This window comes from Streptococcus sp. 4886 (genome assembly GCF_013276485.1).
Lineage (GTDB): Bacteria > Bacillota > Bacilli > Lactobacillales > Streptococcaceae > Streptococcus.
This window is the reverse complement of record NZ_VMLD01000014.1, coordinates 45,682-64,854: the sequence shown is the minus strand read 5'-3', so window position 1 is coordinate 64,854 and position 19,173 is coordinate 45,682. Positions and strand designations below refer to the sequence as shown.

Below are 19,173 nucleotides of genomic sequence, written 5' to 3'. Positions count from 1 at the left end.
AGGTTATATTATTTTGGTCTGACAAAATCGTCAGACTTTTTTCATTTTTATGAGAAACGTGCTAACTGCTAGAAATTATGGTAGAATAAAGTATTAAGTAATCGTGGAAAAAGGATATCTATGCGAAAAGAAATTGCACCTGAATTATACAACTATAACAAGTTTCCTGGTCCTGAGTTCCATTTACACGGGGACAAGGTTGAAACGGAAGGGATAGCTTTTTCCTTGGTGGAAAATATCAAGGATGCCTTTGATGTGACGGCTTTTAATCAGCGTTTTTCAGAAGTCTTAACCAAGTTTGATTATATCGTGGGAGACTGGAGCAACGAACAGCTTCGCCTACGAGGTTTTTACAAGGATGATCGAACAGAAGAAAAACTTGAAAAAATCAGTCGTTTACAAGACTACCTTTTAGAGTATTGTAGTTACGGTTGTGCCTATTTTGTCCTGGAAAATGAAGATCCTAAGCGAGCATCATTTGACAAGAAAATGCGTAAGAAGGAAGAAGAAACATCTTCTAAAAAAGGAAAGAAACCGGTTCAAACCAAACGAAAACCGAATGCAGATAAGAAAAATAGACGTCGTCAGAAAGATCAGCATTCTCAGAAAGAGGACAAGGGACAACGTCATTTTGTCATTCGTCAGAAGTGAGTAGAGAATAAGGAGAAAAAATGAAACCGTCAATTTATAGTTTAACACGTCAAACCATGCAGGAATGGGTTTTGGAGCAGGGAGAAAAGAAATTCCGTGCAGATCAAATCTGGGAATGGCTCTACCGTAAACGTGTCCAGTCATTTGAAGAGATGACCAACCTTTCCAAGGATTTGATTGCTAAACTTAATGACCAGTTTGTGGTCAATCCCTTGAAACAACGTATCGTTCAAGAGTCTGCTGATGGGACAGTTAAATATCTTTTTGAATTGCCAGATGGAATGCTGATTGAGACAGTACTCATGCGTCAACACTACGGTTTGTCTGTCTGTGTGACCACTCAGGTCGGATGTAATATCGGTTGTACCTTCTGTGCTTCTGGTTTGATTAAGAAACAACGTGACCTCAATAACGGTGAAATCGTAGCGCAAATCATGCTGGTTCAGAAATACTTTGATGAGCGTGGTCAGGACGAACGCGTCAGCCATATCGTTGTCATGGGAATCGGTGAACCATTTGATAACTATAACAATGTCTTAAATTTCGTTCGTACTATCAACGATGACAAGGGAATGGCTATCGGTGCTCGTCACATTACGGTTTCAACCTCAGGTTTGGCCCATAAAATTCGTGATTTTGCTAATGAAGGAGTTCAGGTCAATCTTGCCGTTTCCCTTCACGCACCCAACAATGAATTACGCTCAAGTATCATGAAGATTAACCGTGCCTTTCCGATTGAAAAACTTTTCGCAGCCATTGAGTATTACATTGAAACAACCAACCGTCGTGTAACATTTGAGTATATTATGCTTAATGAAGTCAACGACGGTGTAGAACAAGCCTTGGAATTGGCTGAATTGCTCAAGAACATCAAGAAATTGTCTTATGTAAACTTGATTCCTTACAACCCAGTTAGTGAGCATGACCAATATAGCCGTAGTCCTAAAGAGCGCGTCCTTGCCTTCTATGATACGCTTAAGAAAAAAGGAGTCAACTGTGTGGTTCGTCAAGAACATGGTACAGATATTGATGCAGCTTGTGGACAATTGCGCTCTAATACAATGAAACGTGACCGCCAGAAAGCAGTCGCAGCAGTCAATCCTTAATGATGAAGAAGAGTTATAATCATGTTTTGATCTGGGGAGTCATTTTTTATAGCATTTGCATTGTCTATTTTTGCTTTACTCCTCAAGAACATTCTCCCGTGGGGGTGGAAACTCCAGGTATTCAGCATCTTGGACGCCTGGTTTTTCTTTTGACTCCTTTCAATTCTCTCTGGAAACTGGGAGAAGTGACTAGTTTGGGGCAAGTCATTTGGATCTTTTTGCAGAACATTTTAAATGTCTTTTTGCTCTTCCCTCTGGTCTTTCAACTCATCTATCTGTTTCCTTCCTTAAGACAGACAAAAAAAGTCATTGTTTTCAGTTTTCTCTTAAGTCTTGGAATTGAATGTACGCAGTTAGTCTTGGACTTTTTCTTTGATTTTAATCGCGTCTTTGAGATTGATGATTTGTGGACCAATACCTTGGGTGGTTATCTGGCTTGGCTACTTTATAAACGATTACATAATACTCAATGAAAATCAAAGAGCAAACTAGGAAGCTAGCCGCAGGCTGTACTTGAGTACGGCAAGGTGAAGCTGACGTGGTTTGAATTTGATTTTCGAAGAGTATAAAAACAAGATAAGGAATTAAAATGAGTATTTTAGAAGTTAAAAATCTGAGTCACGGTTTTGGTGACCGTGCAATTTTTGAAGATGTGTCCTTCCGTCTCCTCAAGGGTGAACATATCGGCCTGGTCGGTGCCAATGGTGAAGGGAAATCAACCTTTATGAGTATTGTGACTGGTAAGATGCTGCCAGATGAAGGGAAGGTTGAGTGGTCTAAATATGTGACTGCTGGTTACTTAGACCAACACTCTGTCCTTGCTGAAGGCCAGTCGGTGCGCGATGTTCTCCGTACGGCTTTTGATGAGCTTTTCAAAGCAGAAGTCCGTATCAATGATCTTTATATGGAAATGGCTGAAGATGGAGCGGATGTTGATGCTCTCATGGAAGAAGTGGGAGAACTTCAAGACCGTTTAGAGAGTCGTGATTTCTATACTTTGGATGCTAAGATTGATGAAGTAGCGCGTGCCCTTGGTGTCATGGACTTTGGCATGGATACGGATGTAACCTCTTTGTCAGGTGGGCAAAGAACCAAGGTACTTTTGGCTAAACTCCTCCTTGAAAAGCCCGATATCTTGCTTTTGGACGAGCCAACCAACTACTTGGATGCTGAGCATATTGACTGGCTCAAGCGCTATCTCCAAAACTATGAGAATGCCTTTGTCCTTATTTCGCACGATATTCCATTCCTGAACGATGTGATTAATATTGTCTACCATGTGGAGAATCAACAGCTGACGCGTTATTCTGGTGACTACTACCAGTTTCAAGAAGTCTATGCTATGAAGAAATCTCAGCTAGAGGCAGCCTACGAACGTCAGCAGAAAGAGATTGCAGACCTTAAAGATTTTGTCGCTCGAAACAAAGCGCGTGTTGCAACACGAAACATGGCCATGTCCCGTCAGAAGAAATTGGATAAGATGGATATTATCGAACTGCAAAGTGAGAAACCAAAGCCATCCTTTGATTTCAAATCGGCTCGTACACCAGGGCGCTTTATCTTCCAAGCCAAGGACTTGCAGATTGGTTACGACCGTCCTCTGACTAAGCCTTTAAACCTTACCTTTGAACGCAATCAAAAGGTTGCTATTATCGGTGCTAATGGTATTGGAAAAACGACTCTCTTGAAGAGTCTCTTGGGCATTATTCCACCAATCGCTGGGGAAGTGGAGCGTGGAGATTATTTAGAACTTGGTTACTTTGAGCAGGAAGTAGAAGGAGGCAATCGCCAAACACCACTTGAGGCTGTTTGGAATGCCTTTCCAGCTCTCAACCAAGCAGAAGTCCGTGCAGCTCTTGCCCGTTGTGGTTTGACAACCAAGCATATTGAAAGTCAAATTCAGGTCTTGTCAGGTGGGGAACAAGCCAAGGTTCGTTTCTGTCTCTTGATGAATCGTGAAAACAACGTTTTAGTGCTGGACGAGCCGACCAACCACTTGGATGTGGATGCCAAGGATGAACTCAAACGTGCTCTTAAAGAATACAAGGGATCTATTCTTATGGTCTGCCACGAACCAGACTTCTATGAAGGCTGGATGGACCAAATCTGGGATTTTAATAATTTAACTTAAGAATGAGTATAAAAGAAATACAGTACCGAATGTGGATACTGTATTTCTTTGGTTTTTAAGATTTAAAATCGTAGTCTTTCACCACTTCGATGCTATCGATAGTAATAGCAGTCGTTGGTTTGTCTTTTTCATCTTTTTCGGCTTTGGCAATCTTATCCACAACATCCATACCGTCAATCACTTGACCAAAGACTGGGTGTTTGCCATCTAGACTAGGGTTTCCCCCTTCTTTATAGGCTTCGATGATTTTCTTTGGATACTTGCTTGTAGGGAGTTTAGCAGAGGTATCTGTAGAGTTTTGGTTGATGAAGAACTGGCTTCCATTGGTGTTTGGTTGACCAGTATTAGCCATAGAAAGAGCACCACGGATATTATAGAGATAAGGAGTAATCTCGTTTTTGAAACCAGTTCCCTTGTCTTTAGTCTTATCCTTGTCATGCCAGATGGACTGACCACCTGTACCGTCCCCTTTTGGATCTCCAGTTTGGACCATAAAGCCATCGATGACACGATGGAAGGTAATGCCGTTATAGTAGCCTTCTTTGGCATGAGTGAGAAAGTTTTCAACTGCTAGAGGAGCGAGTTTGGGGAAGAGTTTAATGCGAATATCACCTTGGCTCGTGTGGAGAATCACTTCAGCCTCGTCTTCAGCAACTTCCTTAGAAAGTTGTGGGAAATTGGCATTCTCGTTTGTTAAAGCATCGTTTAACTCCTTAGCAGATTGGGCTGCTACTTTGGAGCTTTCCTCAGCAGCAAGACTGGAATCAACATAGTCATCACCACGTAGACTGCGTTGGATGCTGCTACATCCAGCTAGAGCTACAGTGGATAGTAAAAGAAGGGTTGCTAGTTTTTTCATTCTATTCCTCTCAAAAATTCATTTCTACCATTGTACCCTAAAAGGAAGTGGATTTCAAATGTTAGTAACAAGGCAGTTTTACAGTCAACAATCAAAAAATCGCTTGTTTAGAGATTTTTCTTTGGATGACGGTCGACAATGTCCTGGTACTGTTCCAGTATTTCCTCTCCCTTTGGAGTCAATTTGTAGCCACGATTGCTAATTCTTCTTCTGAAAAATGCTCATGAAGGGCTTGGTTCAGGTTGGTAGCTTTCATTTTAGAAAGTCCTGTAATTCCCTTCTTCTTTAGGATATTCTTTTTCATGGTAGCGTATTAGATGGTCAAGTGAGTAAAAAGCAGTTTCAATGACAGCATAATCTTTTTCCACCAGAGTTTTTAGATGCTTAGGGGCATCAATACCATAAGTATACTCAAAGTATTTAGGAAACCAGATCTTAAGAAAGCTCGTAAAGTTTCACAATTAGTAAAGGTTAATTCAAAAGAATTACTGTATTTTAAAAGAGCACATTTTCAATGGATTTTTTCTTTTGGCTTCAATTCCTAATTAATCAATGAACTTAATACTAGGTCTCGAAAAGAATTATGCTTCCTTTTTCTGTCTGAGTTCAAAGAGGTCTTCTACTTTCAGATTAAAAACTTGAGCAATTTTAAGAGCCATTTCTAGCGAAGGGTTGTAACGGTTATTTTCCAAGTGCAGAATTGTCTCGCGTCGCATGCCGATGAGGTCGGCTAACTCCTGCTGGGTCATGCCTGTGGACTCACGAACAGATTTGAGATTAGTAATAATCTTGCTTTCTTTGGCCATGTTTATCCTCTACGTTCCAAGATAAGATAGACAACCGAAAAGATGAAAATCAAGGCAGCTATGCTAATAAATATCTGTCCCATGTAAAGAGTGAGAGACCCCATATACCCAATGATAACTGCTAGGATCATCAGTGTGCCTAGTATAAAAACAAACATCAAGCTAGCTGCCTTGGCTAAATTAGCATAAAAGCGTTCGTCCGGAGTTTCCTTGACATTTTTCCAACAGAAAAAACCAAATACAATCACTTCAATAACGAGGCCAATTCCCAAAATCCATTCTTTAATACCAGAACTTACGCTTGGGGTCGCAACCCAAATCCCTACTGTATAAAAAATGCTTGCTGCAAAAAAAAGTATCGTGTAAAGCTTAGCAGACAAGTCAAAAATAGTCTTTCCCTTACTTTTCTGACTCTTATGAGGCCATGGTTTCATATGTAGCCAGCCCCAAATAGCTACAATCTGACCTAACACTGAAATACCAGCAATAACTAACTTGGGTCCCCAACTAAGATTAGAACCAAATAAAACAATAAAATCAATAAAGAGAGCTACGGCAATCATTGCAATGAGGCCACGCATTTTTTGACTTTTTTTCATGATAGACTCCTTTTTATGTTATAAATATATAACACTTAAATTTTATGTTATAAATATATCACATTTAAATTTAGAAAGCAAGAATTTTATGTGTCAAGGTGGTAATTATTTGAAAAAATTTTTTAATAAAAGCCCTCGATAGTCAAACAATTAAAGAATTCTTTGAAGCAATACATCGGATTTGGTTTGGATAGTTTTGTTAATAATATTTGATGATAAAAAATTTCTGGAAAATCTAGATACTGTATGAATCTCTACTTTTTTCTTAGACTATTATAAAGTCTGTCAGAATAAGCGTTATAGGTGTAGAAGTTAATTTTTACAGAACTAAATTATTTCCTTATTTAGAATCTATTACTTCATATTTTATAAATAATTAGTAGATATCGTTCTTAAAATCCTTGATATTTCGTTTGGGAATGGGCTTAGGATTTAGGAGCCAAGTATCCAAATCTCGTTCAGGAGAGATGGAGGGTTTGACTTGATGGTCTTTATAAAATGTTTCTAATACTCTTCGAAAATCAAATTCAAACTACGTTAGCTTTGCCTTGCCGTAGATATATGTAACTGACTTCGTCAGTCTTATCTACAACCTCAAAGCAGTGCTTTGAGCAACCTGCGGCTAGCTTCCTAGTTTGCTCTTTGATTTTCATTGAGTATAAAATAGTATTCACGGATAGCTTCTTTCAAACATTTATTTCCTACTTCTAACAAATTTCTAAAAGGTTTAAGAATTTTATAGTCTGTCAAGTTTTTTTCTTGACACCTGCCAGAAATCTGCTATAATAGAACATGTGCTAAATAGCTCAGCTATTTCACCGAAATAAAAAATAAGAAAAGAGACTTTAAAAATGGCAGTTAAAATCCGTTTGACTCGTATGGGTTCTAAGAAAAAACCTTTCTACCGTATCAACGTAGCAGATTCACGTTCACCACGTGACGGACGTTTCATCGAAACAGTTGGAACTTACAACCCACTTGTTGCTGAAAACCAAGTAACTTTGAAAGAAGACCGCGTTCTTGCATGGTTGGCTGATGGAGCTCAACCTTCAGATACAGTTCGCAACATCCTTTCAAAAGAAGGTGTATTGAAGAAATTCCACGATTCTAAATTCTCAAAATAAGTTTAAAGTAGGTTGACAGATGGATACGATTGAAAATCTTATTATTGCGATTGTGAAACCCTTGATTTCACAACCAGATGCCTTAACTATCAAGATAGAAGATACACCAGAATTTTTGGAATATCATTTGGATCTTGATCAAAGCGATGTGGGTCGTGTAATCGGTCGTAAGGGTCGCACTATTTCTGCGATAAGAACGATTGTCTACTCTGTCCCAACTGAAGACAAAAAAGTAAGAATCGTTATTGACGAAAAATAAGAAGGGCGGGACGAATGTCTCGCTTTTTTTGCAAGGAGCAGGATATGAAAGATTTAACGTTTAGACAATTACAAGACTACCTACTGGAACATTACCAGCAGTCTCGGACTGAGGAAGGTCTCTTTATGAAGTTAGTGGAGGAAGTCGGAGAAGTAGCTGAGGTTTTGAATGGTCGTTCTGGTAGAAAAGAAGGAGTTCAAGATTCGAACGAGGAACTAGCAAAAGAACTGGCTGATATTATTCACTACACTGTCGCAATTGCGGCCATCAACGACATAGATCTAACCAAGACTATTTTTGAAAAAGACAAAAAGGCGTCTATCAAATATCAGCATGAACGTGATTTGGAAGGATTTTTGAATGGAAAGTAGAGATGTTGTCCCCTTCCTCCAACTTGAGAAAATCCTTGGAACATGATAAAATAAAGGATAAGGATTTTTAATAATTCATTATATAGAATGAGTGGATTTCTTTATGAAGAGGTTTGAAGTATCTACAGAGATTGGTAGTCTCTCTGTTACTTATCAAAAGCAAAAGAAAATGCTAGTTTGTTTAAGTGGCGCAGGTTTGCTACCAAGTTATGAAAATTTTTCACTTATACTTGAAAAACTTCCTCCTACAATTGGTTATTTGACAATTGATTTTCCGAACACAGGTAGGAGTCCGATTCATGACCAAACTGGAAAAAATCTAGATAATCTTGCAGATGCAGTTTATGAAGTGCTTGAAGAATTGGCGATTTTTGAATATATACTTTGTGTACATAGTTTGAGTGGAATTTTAGCTTGCAAATTACTCAACAAATCAATTAAGTGTCAGGCTTTACTAGCAATTGAACCGACAACTAAAAAAATCATGTTTGCTGATTTTTCAGAAAATCCTTATCCAGAAATGGAAGAGCAGATGAGGCTGATTGACGAGTGTGATCCTGAACTTTATTTTAAGAACTTAACTCAAGCAACATTTAGTCCTGAAACGAATAAAGAAATCTGGGAAATAATGCAAGAAAAAGGCTTAGAGTTGGAAAAGCAAAATCCAGGATTTCAGATATCTGGAGAGATTATTGAGGAAGATTTTGAGGATGTATCAATACCAGATTGTATCCCTGTATTTGTTTTTTGTCAGCCTTATAGAGAAAAAGAGTACAGAGAATCAGAATATTGGACTTCCAATACTAAACTCATTTTAGGAGGGAATCACCATTATTTACAATGGTCCGAAGCGGAAAAAATTGCGGCTATTATTCGAGAATTGTTAGAATAAGATGGAAAGAAGGAGACTACGGGAGACAAGATGAACTACTTTAATGTTGGGAAAATCGTCAATACGCAGGGGTTGCAGGGTGAGATGCGAGTCTTGTCTGTGACGGATTTTGCAGAAGAACGGTTTAAAAAAGGAGCTGAGCTGGCCTTGTTTGATGAAAAAGATCAGTTTATCCAAACAGTGACCATCGCTAGCCACCGTAAACAGAAGAACTTTGACATTATTAAATTCAAAGATATGTACCATATCAACGCTATCGAAAAGTATAAGGGATACAGTCTCAAGGTTGCTGAGGAAGATTTGAATGACCTAGACGATGGTGAATTCTACTATCACGAGATTATCGGTTTGGAAGTCTATGAGGGTGATAACTTGATTGGAACCATCAAGGAAATCCTGCAACCAGGTGCTAACGATGTCTGGGTGGTCAAGCGAAAAGGCAAACGTGACTTGCTCTTGCCTTATATTCCACCAGTGGTTCTCAATGTTGATATTCCGAATAACCGTGTCGATGTGGAAATTTTAGAAGGGTTAGATGATGAAGATTGATATTTTAACCCTCTTTCCAGAGATGTTTTCTCCGCTAGAGCACTCAATCGTTGGAAAGGCTCGAGAAAAAGGGCTTTTGGATATCCAGTATCATAATTTTCGAGAATATGCTGAAAAGGCCCGCCATGTAGATGATGAGCCCTACGGAGGCGGTCAGGGGATGTTGCTCCGAGCTCAACCCATTTTCGATGCCTTTGATGCTATTGAAAAGAAAAATCCGCGCGTGATTCTCCTCGATCCTGCTGGAAAGCAGTTTGATCAGGCTTATGCTGAGGATTTGGCCAAAGAAGATGAACTGATCTTTATCTGTGGTCACTACGAGGGGTATGACGAGCGCATTAAGACCTTGGTGACGGATGAGATTTCCCTGGGGGACTATGTCTTGACTGGTGGAGAGTTGGCAGCTATGACCATGATTGATGCTACGGTACGCCTGATTCCAGAAGTGATTGGCAAGGAGTCTAGCCACCAAGATGATAGTTTTTCTTCAGGCCTTCTTGAATACCCTCAGTACACACGTCCCTATGATTATCGAGGAATGGTCGTGCCAGATGTATTAATGAGCGGGCACCATGAAAAGATTCGTCAGTGGCGATTGTATGAGAGTTTGAAGAAAACCTACGAACGCAGACCGGATTTGCTTGAAGATTATCAACTGACAGTAGAAGAAGAAAAAATGCTGGCAGAAATCAAAGAAAACAAAGAATAAAGGAGAAACCTATGCAAGTAATCAAACGTGATGGAGAAATTGCTGAATTTAATCCAGATAAGATTTACCAAGCTATCTTAAAGGCAGCCCAGACTGTCTATGTATTGACAGATGATTTGCGTCAAAATCTTGCACAAGTCACTAAAAAAGTGGTTTTGGATTTGGAAGAAGCCAAGGTAGAACGTGCTACCATTAGCATGATTCAGTCTATGGTTGAACATCGTTTACTGGGTGCAGGTTACATTACCATTGCAGAACACTACATTTCCTATCGTCTGCAACGTGACTTGGAAAGAAGTGGTTATGGAGATCATATCGCGGTTCATTTACATTTTGAACAAGTTCGCTAAGAAAAAAGAGTGGGATGAAGTAACTACATCTCACTCTTTCTTAAATCTATTTTTTTGAGCTGTTTGGACAGTTGAAGGTACAAATCGCAGGCGTTGAATATCGCTTATGCGGATAATACGGCTTACATTTTTGGAAAAATTTTTCACGATAATTTGCTGGCCTTGTTGATCGTATTTGATGATGTCACCTGTAAAACTTGTCTCAGACAAGATAAGGTGAACAGCGGTTTGTTTCTGGATAGCCTCTTCAATAGTGGCTGTAAGGGAGTTGGTTTCAGTCTGGTCAGGTTGGTCATGTCCATTTAAAAAGTCATGTATTTTATCTAGAACTTGCTGGAATTTATGTCTCATATTGGCCTCCCTTCTTTTATATCAATATTATATAAAATTTTCCTAAAATCTACAAGATTTTACGAATAATCAAATGAAAGCTAAAAAAGGAGAAGAAAATGGCAGAATTTACATTTGAAATCGAAGAGCACTTGTTGACTCTTTCTGAAAACGAAAAAGGTTGGACTAAGGAAATCAACCGTGTGAGCTTTAATGGTGCCCCTGCAAAGTTTGATATTCGTGCTTGGAGTCCAGATCATACTAAAATGGGCAAGGGGATTACTCTCTCCAATGAAGAATTTCAAACCATGGTGGATGCTTTTAAAGGAAACTAAGTTTTCAAAATGAAAGAAAAGGATATTGAGTCATGGCAACTCGATATCCTTTTTTAGTTAGCGAAGTAAGCCTGATTTTTAAGGCGTTGAAGTAGTGGACGGCTAATAAAACTAATAGCTAGAAGTTTACCAAGGTCTGGAATGATAAAGGGAAATACCCCCACAACAAGAGCTTTTTCAAATGCCATTCCAGCTAGAAAATGCAAGCTGAGAATCCCTCCGACAAAGACAAGGGCATCACCCAAGAGGTTTGCAAGAAAAATATTGACAATCCCACTCTTGCTGTTAGTTAGGGAAGAAGTAAGTCCAGAGTAAACGAGATAAAACCAAAGATAGCCTGCAGTAGGGCCAACTAAAGCCTGAAATCCAGCTCCACCTCCTGCAAAGACAGGAAGACCGATTGCACCTAGAAGAAGATAGAGTGCAACAGAAAGTACAGCCTCTCTCGGTCTAAAGACAGTAGCAATCAAGCCGATTGCAAAGTTTTGCAGAGTGAAGGGAACAGGTCCAATTGGAAGACTGATTTGTGCCAAAACAGCAATGAGAGCAGCCCCAATAGCAGGGATAGCATAAACGTGAGCTTTTTTCAAAATAGTTAACCTCTTTTCTGATGTATAGTAACTATTATACTCGTAGGAGAATTATTGTCAACCTATTTTTGAAAACAAGGTAACAAAGACTGTAACGGCCGATTTGATTCACAAGAGAAGTTGGATAATTGTTTTTTATCGATTTGTAAATCGCCTTTATAGATAATCCCATTTTATCAATAAAAAATATACTATAAATACTTGACAAACTAAAATATTAGTATTAAATTAATATTGTAAACACTTACAAATAAATGTGTTCAATTTTAAAATAGAGAATTATTACTGAGTTTTTGTCAAATATTATAATTCAAGGAGAAGTAAAATACCAAAAATTTACTAAGAAGAAGTTCATTTTGCTGGCTACAAGTTTTTTCAGTTTTGGATTTGCTACTACAGCTAGTGTTGGTAGTGAAACTACAGCAATCCCAGTTCTATATCCGATTATTGATTTATGGAAGTATGGTGTAAGTGATAGCTATGGTTATTCGAATTACTTTGTTAGTTCTTCAAATAATATTAGTTCAGAGTCATCAGTAACGAATATTTTGGGAACGTTAAAGTTCACGATAAAAAAGATTATAGATGGACATTTTCAAGCAAAAAATTTGAAATGATGTTCGATTAAATGCACATTGGGATTATTATAGATTTTAAACAATAATTTATGAAAACAAGAGACCCAATTATAAAATAGAGTCTTTTGTCATATGGTAATTGCTTATGAAATTAAAATTATGTATCATTGGATTCTTCTTTTGTTTGATTGCTACAATTGGTCTGGTCACTATTAGTGATACCGAAATCCCCATACCTTTACCAATTGATGGTGCTTTTTCTATCCAAGGAAAAAGTAATCTTTCTAATAACGAAATATACGAAATGGTTCGTGACTTATCAAAAACGGAAAAGGTTACCATTTACAAGCCAATCGTTCAGAGTTCGGGTCAGTTGAAGTATGTAAACTTTGATGATGTAAATAATGAACAATTAAAGTCAGCACCAATAGTAGGGATGTATTACACACTTGGGAAAATAGATGTAGACAGTTTGAAACCACTTACGATGACTGGACTACAAACAGTATATATGGCTTATCCTTGGTATATAGGAGGAATATTACAATTTACTGGAACTTTAAGAATACTGTTAATGGGTTCAATTTACTTAACTTTATTAGTTGTTTTATTTGTTGTTAGGACGAGGCAGATCAAAGAAGGAGTGATACGACGTTCTTTGGGCTTGCCTGTATACGACCTTAGAAGAGAGTATGTCATTTCTCTTATTTTTGAACTGATTATGATGGCTTTATTGATGATTTCTTACAGTTCTTTTTTGGGTAATGGTTTCTTCACCTATAGTTCTAAGTTATTTTTCTCTCTGCTTTTAACGAATTTTATACTATTTCAAATCATTGATCTTATTACTTTTGTTTTATTTTGGTTGACGATTCAGATTGAAAAGCCCATTGAAATTATCAAAAACAAGGCGAAAAATAAACTTATTTTTGTCGTATGGCTTGTCATCATTTCGATTATCATTCTTGTCTCAGGAATTTTTTTACAAGAAACAAATAGTAGTCAATCTAGTATTAACATACAAATACAGAATTTAGTACCATGGGACACAGTAAAAGACTGGAGAAGGATTGAGTTCCTTGGAATTGAAAGTAACTCTGCTAAAAATGGAGAAGTTAGTGATTCAGATGGTCAGTATCTACAGATAGTTGCTGCCTTAAAAAACTTAGATTTTTTATATATAGAACGATCTTCGGCATATGTTCCAGATTTCATGAAAACTTCGCATGTTATAGAAAATTTTTCTAAACAATTAGAAAATGACGGGATAACGAATTCAGAAATAAATAAAGAGTTGATTTATATTAATCAAACAGGTGCTAACCTACAAAATAAAGTGAATGGAACAAACTATCATCTTTTAGATAATAAAATAGCAACCATCTATATTCCTGAGAAGTGGAAAGAAAACCAGAAATCTATTGAGAATACAGTTGTAGCAGAACAATTTATTGGAACAAACTATACAAAAGAAGAGCTTGCAGTACAAATAATTCCTGATGGGGAAAAAATTTTTTATTTTAATGAGGATGCTGATATCGATCATAAAAATAAAGATATTTTACCAATGGCAAGTGTAGCAGATAGCAAAGATAACATTGTTGTTGTGTTAGATACAGACAAAATGATGGAAAATAATAAGTTTTCTTTGGCTAGTAACATACTATATAAATCTCTTTTTAGTCCTGAAGCGGTAAAAAAAATAAATGAGATGACTGTCCCGTTGAATTTCTCAATGAATCCAGTAGATGTTTACCAAATTGTGAAATTAAAGATTCAATCCTTAGAGCACCAAATTCTACTATCACAAATCTTGCAGAAGATAATTTACAGTATTGTCTTTATACTCATTTATCAATATGTCCAACTTTTTATTACTCTAAAACAGAATGAATATGTGAAAAAAATCATTTTGGGTCTGTCAAAAACATATATAGCAATTTCAAGTCTCAAATATTTTATGATGACTATTACAATGGTTATTCTATTTACATTTCTTATGACAGGACAAATAGAGTTGCTATATATTGGAGTGGCTTCTCTGCTAGTTTTGATGTTGTCAATCATAATGAGTTTTAGGAAATTATCTGAAAGCTACACTAAAATTTTAAAAGGAGATGAATCATGACAATTGACCTTTTGAACGTTTCAAAGAGTTTCGGCTCAAAGAAGATCTTTACAGACTTAAATTTAATATTTGAATCTGGAAAAAGCTATGCATTGATTGGATGTTCTGGCTCCGGTAAAAGTACCCTTCTTAATATTATAGGAAGATTAGAAAAAATTGACAGTGGGAATGTTTTAGTTGATAAACAAGATATTTGGAAGATAAAAGAAAGAACTTTTTTTAAAAATACTGTTGGATATGTATTTCAGAATTATTCTTTAATAGATAACAAAACAGTATATGATAATCTGAGCCTTATCACTAAAGACAAAAAAACAATAACTGACGTACTTGAAAAAGTAGGACTGTCAAGTGACTATTTACATCAAAAAATATACGAATTGTCTGGTGGGCAGGCTCAACGTGTAGCTATTGCCAGAATGTTAATGAAACCACGTAAAATTATTTTAGCAGATGAGCCCACAGGAGCTTTAGATGGTGAGATTGGAAAAGAAATCATTCGTTTGTTATTAAATGAAAAAGATGAAGACAAATATGTTATAATAGCGACGCATGATCCAGCTGTCTATAACGAAGTTGATGTGATAATTGACATGAAAGATATAGGGTATAATGTATGAAAAAGATAATTTATATTGCTTTGATCTTTGTAGCTGGGTTACTTGCCTTCTTCTTTTTTGGAAAACAAATGATTACAAAAGAAAATATCAATAAGCCAACGGTAGAGTTAACAGTCTATACGCTTTCTTCTAGTGATACAGAAAAATGGAATAAAGTGAGACAAGTAGAAACGGAAGAAGCTATATACTTCATAACTGTGAAAGAAGTATCATCTTCAGAAGAAGTATTTTCAAACATCATTGCAAATGGAGCTGCTACGGGGTTCGGAGTTCGTGAAGAAGAAGTGAAGAAATTCAATAATGGTTTAGGAGACACTATAGAGGACTCTAAGCATAATAAACTAATTGAAATAGAATTTTTTACTTTTTCTGATGATGGCGAGGGATTTGTGGTAGCAAACTTTGACTACGGTAAAGAAGAGTTGAATTCTCAGAAAAAAGATATAAAAGAGTTATATAAAAAAATATATGAATCTTTTAAAGAAAAGAATAAATGATTGTATTATAATCCTTGTATTTTGCTATGGTTTGTTAATTGATTTTTGCATATCTTACTTCAACATACTATAAAATAAAACATAAGAAAACGAGTATCTCCAACTACGGAAATACTCGCTTTTTGCTATTTAGAAGTGTTTTTTGCTTTGCTTCTTTTGTTTCGATTAACGCATGGTTACAAATTCTTCAGATGCAGTTGGGTGAATTGCCACAGTTGCATCAAAGTCTGCCTTGGTTGCTCCCATTTTGATAGCAACGGCAAATCCTTGAATCATTTCATCAACACCGTATCCAATTCCATGAAGTCCGACAACTTTTTCTTCTGAACCAGCTGTGATCAATTTGAAACGAGTTTCTTGACGGTTGCAAGTGCAAGCAGAGTACATAGAAGTAAAGCTTGATTTGTAAACCTTGATTTGGTCTTGACCGTATTCTTTAATAGCTTGCTCTTCTGTCAAACCAACCGTTCCGATAGCAGGGTGTGAAAAGACGACAGTTGGAATAGTTGAGTAATCCATTTTTGCAGTAGTTTTTCCGTTAAAGAGACGTTCAGATAGGGTACGCCCAGCCTTGATTGCAACTGGAGTCAGTTCTTTTTCACCTGTTACATCACCTAGAGCGTAGATTCCTTCAACAACAGTATTTTGGTATTCATCCACTTGGATAAAGCCACGTTCGTTCAGGGTTACTCCAGCTTTTTCAAGTTGCAATCCCTTAACGTTTGGACGGCGACCAGTAGCCCAGATAACTTGGCTAGCTGTGTGACTGGTACCATCTTCGAAATAAATAGTAATGCCTTCAGCAGTTTTTTCTAACTTGGCAGGGACTTTGTGAGTATGAAGTGGTAAGTTGGTTCTTTCCATTTCCTTGACCAAACCTTCAACGATGTAAGAGTCAAAACCACGTAAAGGGCGATCACGGCGAACAAAGAGGTCTGTCTTGACACCAAAAGTGTGGAGTACGCCAGCCAATTCCACAGCGATATAACCAGCGCCTAGAATGGCAACTGACTCTGGAAGTTCTTCCCAGGCAAATACATCATCAGAAGAGCCACCTAGCTCAGCACCAGGAATATTTGGAATACTTGGATGGGCACCTGTAGCAATCACGATATGTTTAGCACGAATGAGTTCACCATTTACGCTAACAGTATGAGAATCTACAAATTCAGCATGGCCTTCAATCAAGTCTACACCGTTGCGTTTAAAACTGCCATCATAAGAAGAACGAGCACGATCGATGTAAGCTTCACGATTGCGACGTAGGGTTGCAAAGTCAAAGTTAAGATCAGTAGTCTTAAAGCCGTAGTCTTCTCCAAATTGATGGAAAGTCTCAGCGATTTGCGCCCCGTACCACATGATTTTTTTCGGAACACAACCGACGTTAACACAGGTTCCACCTAATTTCTTTTCCTCAATAACGGCCGCTTTGGCTCCATGTTCACCAGCACGGTTCATGGTGGCAATTCCTCCGCTACCTCCACCGATAGCAATGATATCGTATTCTCTCATTGAAAACTCCTTTGTACTCTTTTAAATAGTCGAGTGTCTTTTTTGATAGTCATATTCTATCTTTTTTTTGATTTGATTGCAAAAATCTGCTACGCACAAAAAATTGCAAAAAAGCTTGCCAAATAAGTCAAAATAATGTATTATATAACTAGTACAACAGAAAAGGAGAATTTCCGAACGATTGTTTAATCCTGAACTGTCATTATTTCCATCTGAACTGCATTGTTTGCTGGAGGGAAATCTGGTATAATAGCAAAGTATTGTAAAAAAGAAAAGGAGTTTCATTATGAAGAAAAAGAATGGTAAAGCTAAAAAGTGGCAATTGTATGCAGCAATTGGTGCTGCAAGTGTAGTTGTATTGGGTGCTGGAGGGATTTTACTCTTTAGACAACCATCTCAAACCGCTGTAAAAGATGAACCTACTCATCTTGTTGTTGCCAAGGAAGGAAGCGTGGCATCCTCTGTTTTATTGTCAGGGACAGTAACAGCAAAAAATGAACAATATGTTTATTTTGATGCTAGCAAGGGAGATTTAGACGAAATCCTTGTTTCTGTGGGCGATAAGGTCAGCGAAGGGCAGGCTCTAGTCAAGTACAGTAGTTCAGAAGCCCAGGCGGCCTATGATTCAGCGAGTCGAGCAGTTGCGAAGGCAGATCGTCATATCAATGAACTCAATCAAGCACGAAATGAAGCCGCTTCAGCTCCGGCTCCTCAAACCTCTGCGCCAGCAGGAGGAGAAGATGCAACGGTGCAAAGCCCAACTCCAGTGGCTGGAAATTCTGTTGCTTCTATTGACGCTCAATTGGGTGATGCCCGTGATGCGCGTGCAGATGCAGCAGCACAATTAAGTAAGGCTCAAAGTCAGTTAGATGCAATGACGGTTCTCAGTACCCTAGAGGGAACTGTGGTCGAAGTCAACCATAATGTTTCCAAATCTCCAACAGGAGCTAGCCAAGTAGTCGTTCATGTCGTAAGTAATGAAAATTTGCAAGTTAAGGGAGAACTGTCTGAGTACAATCTAGCCAACCTTTCTGTAGGTCAAGAAGTAACTTTTACTTCTAAAGTGTATCCTGATAAAAAATGGACTGGGAAATTAAGCTATATTTCTGACTATCCTAAAAACAATGGTGAAGCAGCTAGTCCAGCTGCCGCAGCTTCTGGTAATTCTGGTTCTAAATATCCATACACTATTGATGTTACAAGTGAAATCGGTGATTTGAAACAAGGATTCTCAGTAAGTGTTGAGGTCAAAAATAAGAGTAAAGCCATTTTGGTTCCTCTAACAAGTGTTGTGACTGAAAATGATAAGAACTATGTCTGGGTGCTTGACGAGCAGAAAAAGGCCAAGAAAGTGGAAGTTGGTTTGGGTAATGCTGATGCAGACAACCAAGAAATCACTTCAGGTCTGACAAATGGAGTCAAGGTCATCAGTAACCCAACGTCTTCTCTAGAGGAAGGAAAAGAGGTGAAGGCTGATGAAGCAACTAATTAGTCTAAAAAATATCTGCAGAAGTTACCGTAACGGTGACCAAGAACTGCAGGTTCTCAAAAATATCAACCTAGAAGTGAATGAGGGTGAATTTGTTGCCATCATGGGACCATCTGGTTCGGGTAAGTCTACTCTGATGAATACGATTGGCATGTTGGATACACCAAGTAGTGGAGAGTATTATCTTGAAGGCCAAGAAGTGGCTGGACTTGGTGAAAAACAACTAGCCAAGGTCCGCAACCAACAAATCGGTTTTGTTTTTCAGCAGTTCTTTCTTCTATCTAAACTCAATGCTCTGCAAAATGTAGAATTGCCCTTGATTTACGCAGGAGTTTCGGCTTCAAAACGGCGCAAGTTAGCTGAGGAATATCTAGATAAGGTTGAATTGACTGAGCGTAGTCACCATTTACCTTCGGAATTATCTGGTGGTCAAAAGCAACGTGTGGCTATTGCGCGTGCCTTGGTAAACAATCCTTCTATTATCCTAGCAGACGAACCGACAGGAGCCTTGGATACCAAAACAGGTAACCAAATCATGCAACTATTGGTTGACTTGAACAAAGAAGGAAAAACTATTATCATGGTAACGCATGAGCCTGAAATCGCTTCTTATGCTAAACGCCAGATTGTCATTCGAGATGGAGTTATTTCATCTGATAGTGCACAGTTAGAAAAGGAGGAAAACTAA

25 protein-coding genes are annotated in these 19,173 nt (G+C 37.8%); 17 read left to right on the top strand and 8 right to left on the bottom strand.

What is annotated here, in order from left to right; genetic code table 11:
- Positions 1-120 precede the first annotated feature (120 nt).
- From HT679_RS06895 to HT679_RS06880, 4 genes are all read left to right on the top strand, one after another.
- A complete protein-coding gene (locus HT679_RS06895) occupies positions 121-651 on the top strand; it encodes a YutD family protein (RefSeq protein WP_173213741.1) in 531 nt (176 codons plus the stop codon).
- 20 nt (positions 652-671) lie between these two features.
- On the top strand, positions 672-1,757 hold the full coding sequence (rlmN, locus tag HT679_RS06890; RefSeq protein WP_000804760.1) for a 23S rRNA (adenine(2503)-C(2))-methyltransferase RlmN: 1,086 nt from the start codon (positions 672-674) through the stop codon (positions 1,755-1,757).
- On the top strand, positions 1,757-2,230 hold the full coding sequence (locus tag HT679_RS06885) for a VanZ family protein (protein WP_173213739.1): 474 nt from the start codon (positions 1,757-1,759) through the stop codon (positions 2,228-2,230). The genes rlmN and HT679_RS06885 overlap by 1 nt, the downstream gene beginning before the upstream one ends.
- A gap of 116 nt (positions 2,231-2,346) precedes the next feature.
- Positions 2,347-3,888, top strand: coding sequence for an ABC-F family ATP-binding cassette domain-containing protein (locus tag HT679_RS06880; RefSeq protein WP_049499635.1), 1,542 nt, complete (start codon positions 2,347-2,349; stop codon positions 3,886-3,888).
- A 55-nt stretch (positions 3,889-3,943) separates the two neighbouring features.
- On the opposite strand, the gene HT679_RS06875 is transcribed toward HT679_RS06880, so the two are convergent.
- From HT679_RS06875 to HT679_RS06860, 5 genes are all read right to left on the bottom strand, one after another.
- A complete protein-coding gene (locus tag HT679_RS06875) occupies positions 3,944-4,747 on the bottom strand; it encodes a peptidylprolyl isomerase (protein ID WP_173213737.1) in 804 nt (267 codons plus the stop codon).
- Between the two features lie 178 nt (positions 4,748-4,925).
- Positions 4,926-5,051: a hypothetical protein gene (locus HT679_RS11575; RefSeq protein WP_262081709.1), complete on the bottom strand. Its 126-nt coding sequence runs from the start codon at positions 5,049-5,051 to the stop codon at positions 4,926-4,928.
- 277 nt (positions 5,052-5,328) lie between these two features.
- The gene (locus HT679_RS06870) at positions 5,329-5,553 is read right to left on the bottom strand and encodes a helix-turn-helix transcriptional regulator (RefSeq protein WP_173213735.1); all 225 of its coding nucleotides are present in this window, start codon (positions 5,551-5,553) and stop codon (positions 5,329-5,331) included.
- A 2-nt stretch (positions 5,554-5,555) separates the two neighbouring features.
- Positions 5,556-6,152 (bottom strand): DUF3796 domain-containing protein, encoded by a 597-nt coding sequence (locus HT679_RS06865; protein WP_173213733.1) that lies wholly within the window; start codon positions 6,150-6,152, stop codon positions 5,556-5,558.
- Positions 6,153-6,679: 527 nt separating this feature from the next.
- Positions 6,680-6,826, bottom strand: coding sequence for a hypothetical protein (locus HT679_RS06860; RefSeq protein WP_160109902.1), 147 nt, complete (start codon positions 6,824-6,826; stop codon positions 6,680-6,682).
- A 177-nt stretch (positions 6,827-7,003) separates the two neighbouring features.
- Between HT679_RS06860 and rpsP the strand changes: the two genes are divergently transcribed.
- From rpsP to HT679_RS06825, 7 genes are all read left to right on the top strand, one after another.
- Positions 7,004-7,276 (top strand): 30S ribosomal protein S16, encoded by a 273-nt coding sequence (rpsP, locus tag HT679_RS06855; RefSeq protein WP_000268760.1) that lies wholly within the window; start codon positions 7,004-7,006, stop codon positions 7,274-7,276.
- 19 nt (positions 7,277-7,295) lie between these two features.
- Entirely contained in the window at positions 7,296-7,535 is a 240-nt protein-coding gene (gene kphA / locus HT679_RS06850) for an RNA-binding protein KphA (protein WP_000379617.1), read from the top strand.
- Positions 7,536-7,579: 44 nt separating this feature from the next.
- The gene (locus HT679_RS06845; protein WP_112443777.1) at positions 7,580-7,906 is read left to right on the top strand and encodes a MazG nucleotide pyrophosphohydrolase domain-containing protein; all 327 of its coding nucleotides are present in this window, start codon (positions 7,580-7,582) and stop codon (positions 7,904-7,906) included.
- A 103-nt stretch (positions 7,907-8,009) separates the two neighbouring features.
- Entirely contained in the window at positions 8,010-8,798 is a 789-nt protein-coding gene (locus HT679_RS06840) for an alpha/beta hydrolase (RefSeq protein WP_112443488.1), read from the top strand.
- 30 nt (positions 8,799-8,828) lie between these two features.
- Positions 8,829-9,347, top strand: a complete 519-nt coding sequence (gene rimM / locus HT679_RS06835) for a ribosome maturation factor RimM (RefSeq protein WP_112443489.1) — start codon at positions 8,829-8,831, stop codon at positions 9,345-9,347.
- Positions 9,337-10,056, top strand: a complete 720-nt coding sequence (gene trmD, locus HT679_RS06830; protein WP_112443778.1) for a tRNA (guanosine(37)-N1)-methyltransferase TrmD — start codon at positions 9,337-9,339, stop codon at positions 10,054-10,056. Before rimM ends, trmD begins: the two co-directional genes overlap by 11 nt.
- Before the next feature lie 11 nt (positions 10,057-10,067).
- Positions 10,068-10,406: an ATP cone domain-containing protein gene (locus tag HT679_RS06825; RefSeq protein WP_001196041.1), complete on the top strand. Its 339-nt coding sequence runs from the start codon at positions 10,068-10,070 to the stop codon at positions 10,404-10,406.
- A gap of 30 nt (positions 10,407-10,436) precedes the next feature.
- Here HT679_RS06825 and HT679_RS06820 read toward each other — a convergent pair whose 3' ends face one another.
- Complete coding sequence (locus HT679_RS06820) at positions 10,437-10,757, bottom strand: hypothetical protein (RefSeq protein WP_001216100.1); 321 nt, start codon at positions 10,755-10,757, stop codon at positions 10,437-10,439.
- Positions 10,758-10,855: 98 nt separating this feature from the next.
- On the opposite strand from HT679_RS06820, the gene HT679_RS06815 reads away from it, so the two are divergent.
- Positions 10,856-11,071: a YdbC family protein gene (locus HT679_RS06815; protein ID WP_000807422.1), complete on the top strand. Its 216-nt coding sequence runs from the start codon at positions 10,856-10,858 to the stop codon at positions 11,069-11,071.
- A gap of 53 nt (positions 11,072-11,124) precedes the next feature.
- Here the strand turns inward: HT679_RS06815 and HT679_RS06810 are convergent, their stop codons facing one another.
- Positions 11,125-11,661 carry a biotin transporter BioY gene (locus HT679_RS06810; protein ID WP_112443490.1) on the bottom strand — a complete coding sequence of 179 codons (537 nt, stop codon included), beginning with the start codon at positions 11,659-11,661 and terminating at the stop codon, positions 11,125-11,127.
- A gap of 723 nt (positions 11,662-12,384) precedes the next feature.
- Between HT679_RS06810 and HT679_RS06805 the strand changes: the two genes are divergently transcribed.
- Genes HT679_RS06805 through HT679_RS06795 form a run of 3 tightly spaced genes read left to right on the top strand, consistent with a single transcriptional unit; the run spans position 12,385 to position 15,484 of the window.
- Positions 12,385-14,367, top strand: coding sequence for an ABC transporter permease (locus HT679_RS06805; protein ID WP_173213731.1), 1,983 nt, complete (start codon positions 12,385-12,387; stop codon positions 14,365-14,367).
- Positions 14,364-14,987 carry an ATP-binding cassette domain-containing protein gene (locus tag HT679_RS06800; RefSeq protein WP_173213729.1) on the top strand — a complete coding sequence of 208 codons (624 nt, stop codon included), beginning with the start codon at positions 14,364-14,366 and terminating at the stop codon, positions 14,985-14,987. The genes HT679_RS06805 and HT679_RS06800 overlap by 4 nt, the downstream gene beginning before the upstream one ends.
- Positions 14,984-15,484 (top strand): hypothetical protein, encoded by a 501-nt coding sequence (locus tag HT679_RS06795; protein WP_173213727.1) that lies wholly within the window; start codon positions 14,984-14,986, stop codon positions 15,482-15,484. Before HT679_RS06800 ends, HT679_RS06795 begins: the two co-directional genes overlap by 4 nt.
- 165 nt (positions 15,485-15,649) lie before the next feature.
- Here the strand turns inward: HT679_RS06795 and gor are convergent, their stop codons facing one another.
- Positions 15,650-16,996, bottom strand: a complete 1,347-nt coding sequence (gene gor, locus HT679_RS06790) for a glutathione-disulfide reductase (protein WP_173213725.1) — start codon at positions 16,994-16,996, stop codon at positions 15,650-15,652.
- A gap of 286 nt (positions 16,997-17,282) precedes the next feature.
- On the opposite strand from gor, the gene HT679_RS06785 reads away from it, so the two are divergent.
- Entirely contained in the window at positions 17,283-18,488 is a 1,206-nt protein-coding gene (locus HT679_RS06785; RefSeq protein ID WP_173213723.1) for an efflux RND transporter periplasmic adaptor subunit, read from the top strand.
- Positions 18,472-19,173, top strand: coding sequence for an ABC transporter ATP-binding protein (locus tag HT679_RS06780; RefSeq protein WP_173213720.1), 702 nt, complete (start codon positions 18,472-18,474; stop codon positions 19,171-19,173). The genes HT679_RS06785 and HT679_RS06780 overlap by 17 nt, the downstream gene beginning before the upstream one ends.

Coding starts and splice junctions, on each gene's coding strand:
- HT679_RS06895 (WP_173213741.1), top strand. CDS start 121: ATGCGAAAAGAAATTGCACCTGAATTATACAACTATAACAAGTTTCCT.
- rlmN (WP_000804760.1), top strand. CDS start 672: ATGAAACCGTCAATTTATAGTTTAACACGTCAAACCATGCAGGAATGG.
- HT679_RS06885 (WP_173213739.1), top strand. CDS start 1,757: ATGATGAAGAAGAGTTATAATCATGTTTTGATCTGGGGAGTCATTTTT.
- HT679_RS06880 (WP_049499635.1), top strand. CDS start 2,347: ATGAGTATTTTAGAAGTTAAAAATCTGAGTCACGGTTTTGGTGACCGT.
- HT679_RS06875 (WP_173213737.1), bottom strand. CDS start 4,747: ATGAAAAAACTAGCAACCCTTCTTTTACTATCCACTGTAGCTCTAGCT.
- HT679_RS11575 (WP_262081709.1), bottom strand. CDS start 5,051: ATGAAAAAGAATATCCTAAAGAAGAAGGGAATTACAGGACTTTCTAAA.
- HT679_RS06870 (WP_173213735.1), bottom strand. CDS start 5,553: ATGGCCAAAGAAAGCAAGATTATTACTAATCTCAAATCTGTTCGTGAG.
- HT679_RS06865 (WP_173213733.1), bottom strand. CDS start 6,152: ATGAAAAAAAGTCAAAAAATGCGTGGCCTCATTGCAATGATTGCCGTA.
- rpsP (WP_000268760.1), top strand. CDS start 7,004: ATGGCAGTTAAAATCCGTTTGACTCGTATGGGTTCTAAGAAAAAACCT.
- kphA (WP_000379617.1), top strand. CDS start 7,296: ATGGATACGATTGAAAATCTTATTATTGCGATTGTGAAACCCTTGATT.
- HT679_RS06845 (WP_112443777.1), top strand. CDS start 7,580: ATGAAAGATTTAACGTTTAGACAATTACAAGACTACCTACTGGAACAT.
- HT679_RS06840 (WP_112443488.1), top strand. CDS start 8,010: ATGAAGAGGTTTGAAGTATCTACAGAGATTGGTAGTCTCTCTGTTACT.
- rimM (WP_112443489.1), top strand. CDS start 8,829: ATGAACTACTTTAATGTTGGGAAAATCGTCAATACGCAGGGGTTGCAG.
- trmD (WP_112443778.1), top strand. CDS start 9,337: ATGAAGATTGATATTTTAACCCTCTTTCCAGAGATGTTTTCTCCGCTA.
- HT679_RS06825 (WP_001196041.1), top strand. CDS start 10,068: ATGCAAGTAATCAAACGTGATGGAGAAATTGCTGAATTTAATCCAGAT.
- HT679_RS06820 (WP_001216100.1), bottom strand. CDS start 10,757: ATGAGACATAAATTCCAGCAAGTTCTAGATAAAATACATGACTTTTTA.
- HT679_RS06815 (WP_000807422.1), top strand. CDS start 10,856: ATGGCAGAATTTACATTTGAAATCGAAGAGCACTTGTTGACTCTTTCT.
- HT679_RS06805 (WP_173213731.1), top strand. CDS start 12,385: ATGAAATTAAAATTATGTATCATTGGATTCTTCTTTTGTTTGATTGCT.
- HT679_RS06800 (WP_173213729.1), top strand. CDS start 14,364: ATGACAATTGACCTTTTGAACGTTTCAAAGAGTTTCGGCTCAAAGAAG.
- HT679_RS06795 (WP_173213727.1), top strand. CDS start 14,984: ATGAAAAAGATAATTTATATTGCTTTGATCTTTGTAGCTGGGTTACTT.
- gor (WP_173213725.1), bottom strand. CDS start 16,996: ATGAGAGAATACGATATCATTGCTATCGGTGGAGGTAGCGGAGGAATT.
- HT679_RS06785 (WP_173213723.1), top strand. CDS start 17,283: ATGAAGAAAAAGAATGGTAAAGCTAAAAAGTGGCAATTGTATGCAGCA.
- HT679_RS06780 (WP_173213720.1), top strand. CDS start 18,472: ATGAAGCAACTAATTAGTCTAAAAAATATCTGCAGAAGTTACCGTAAC.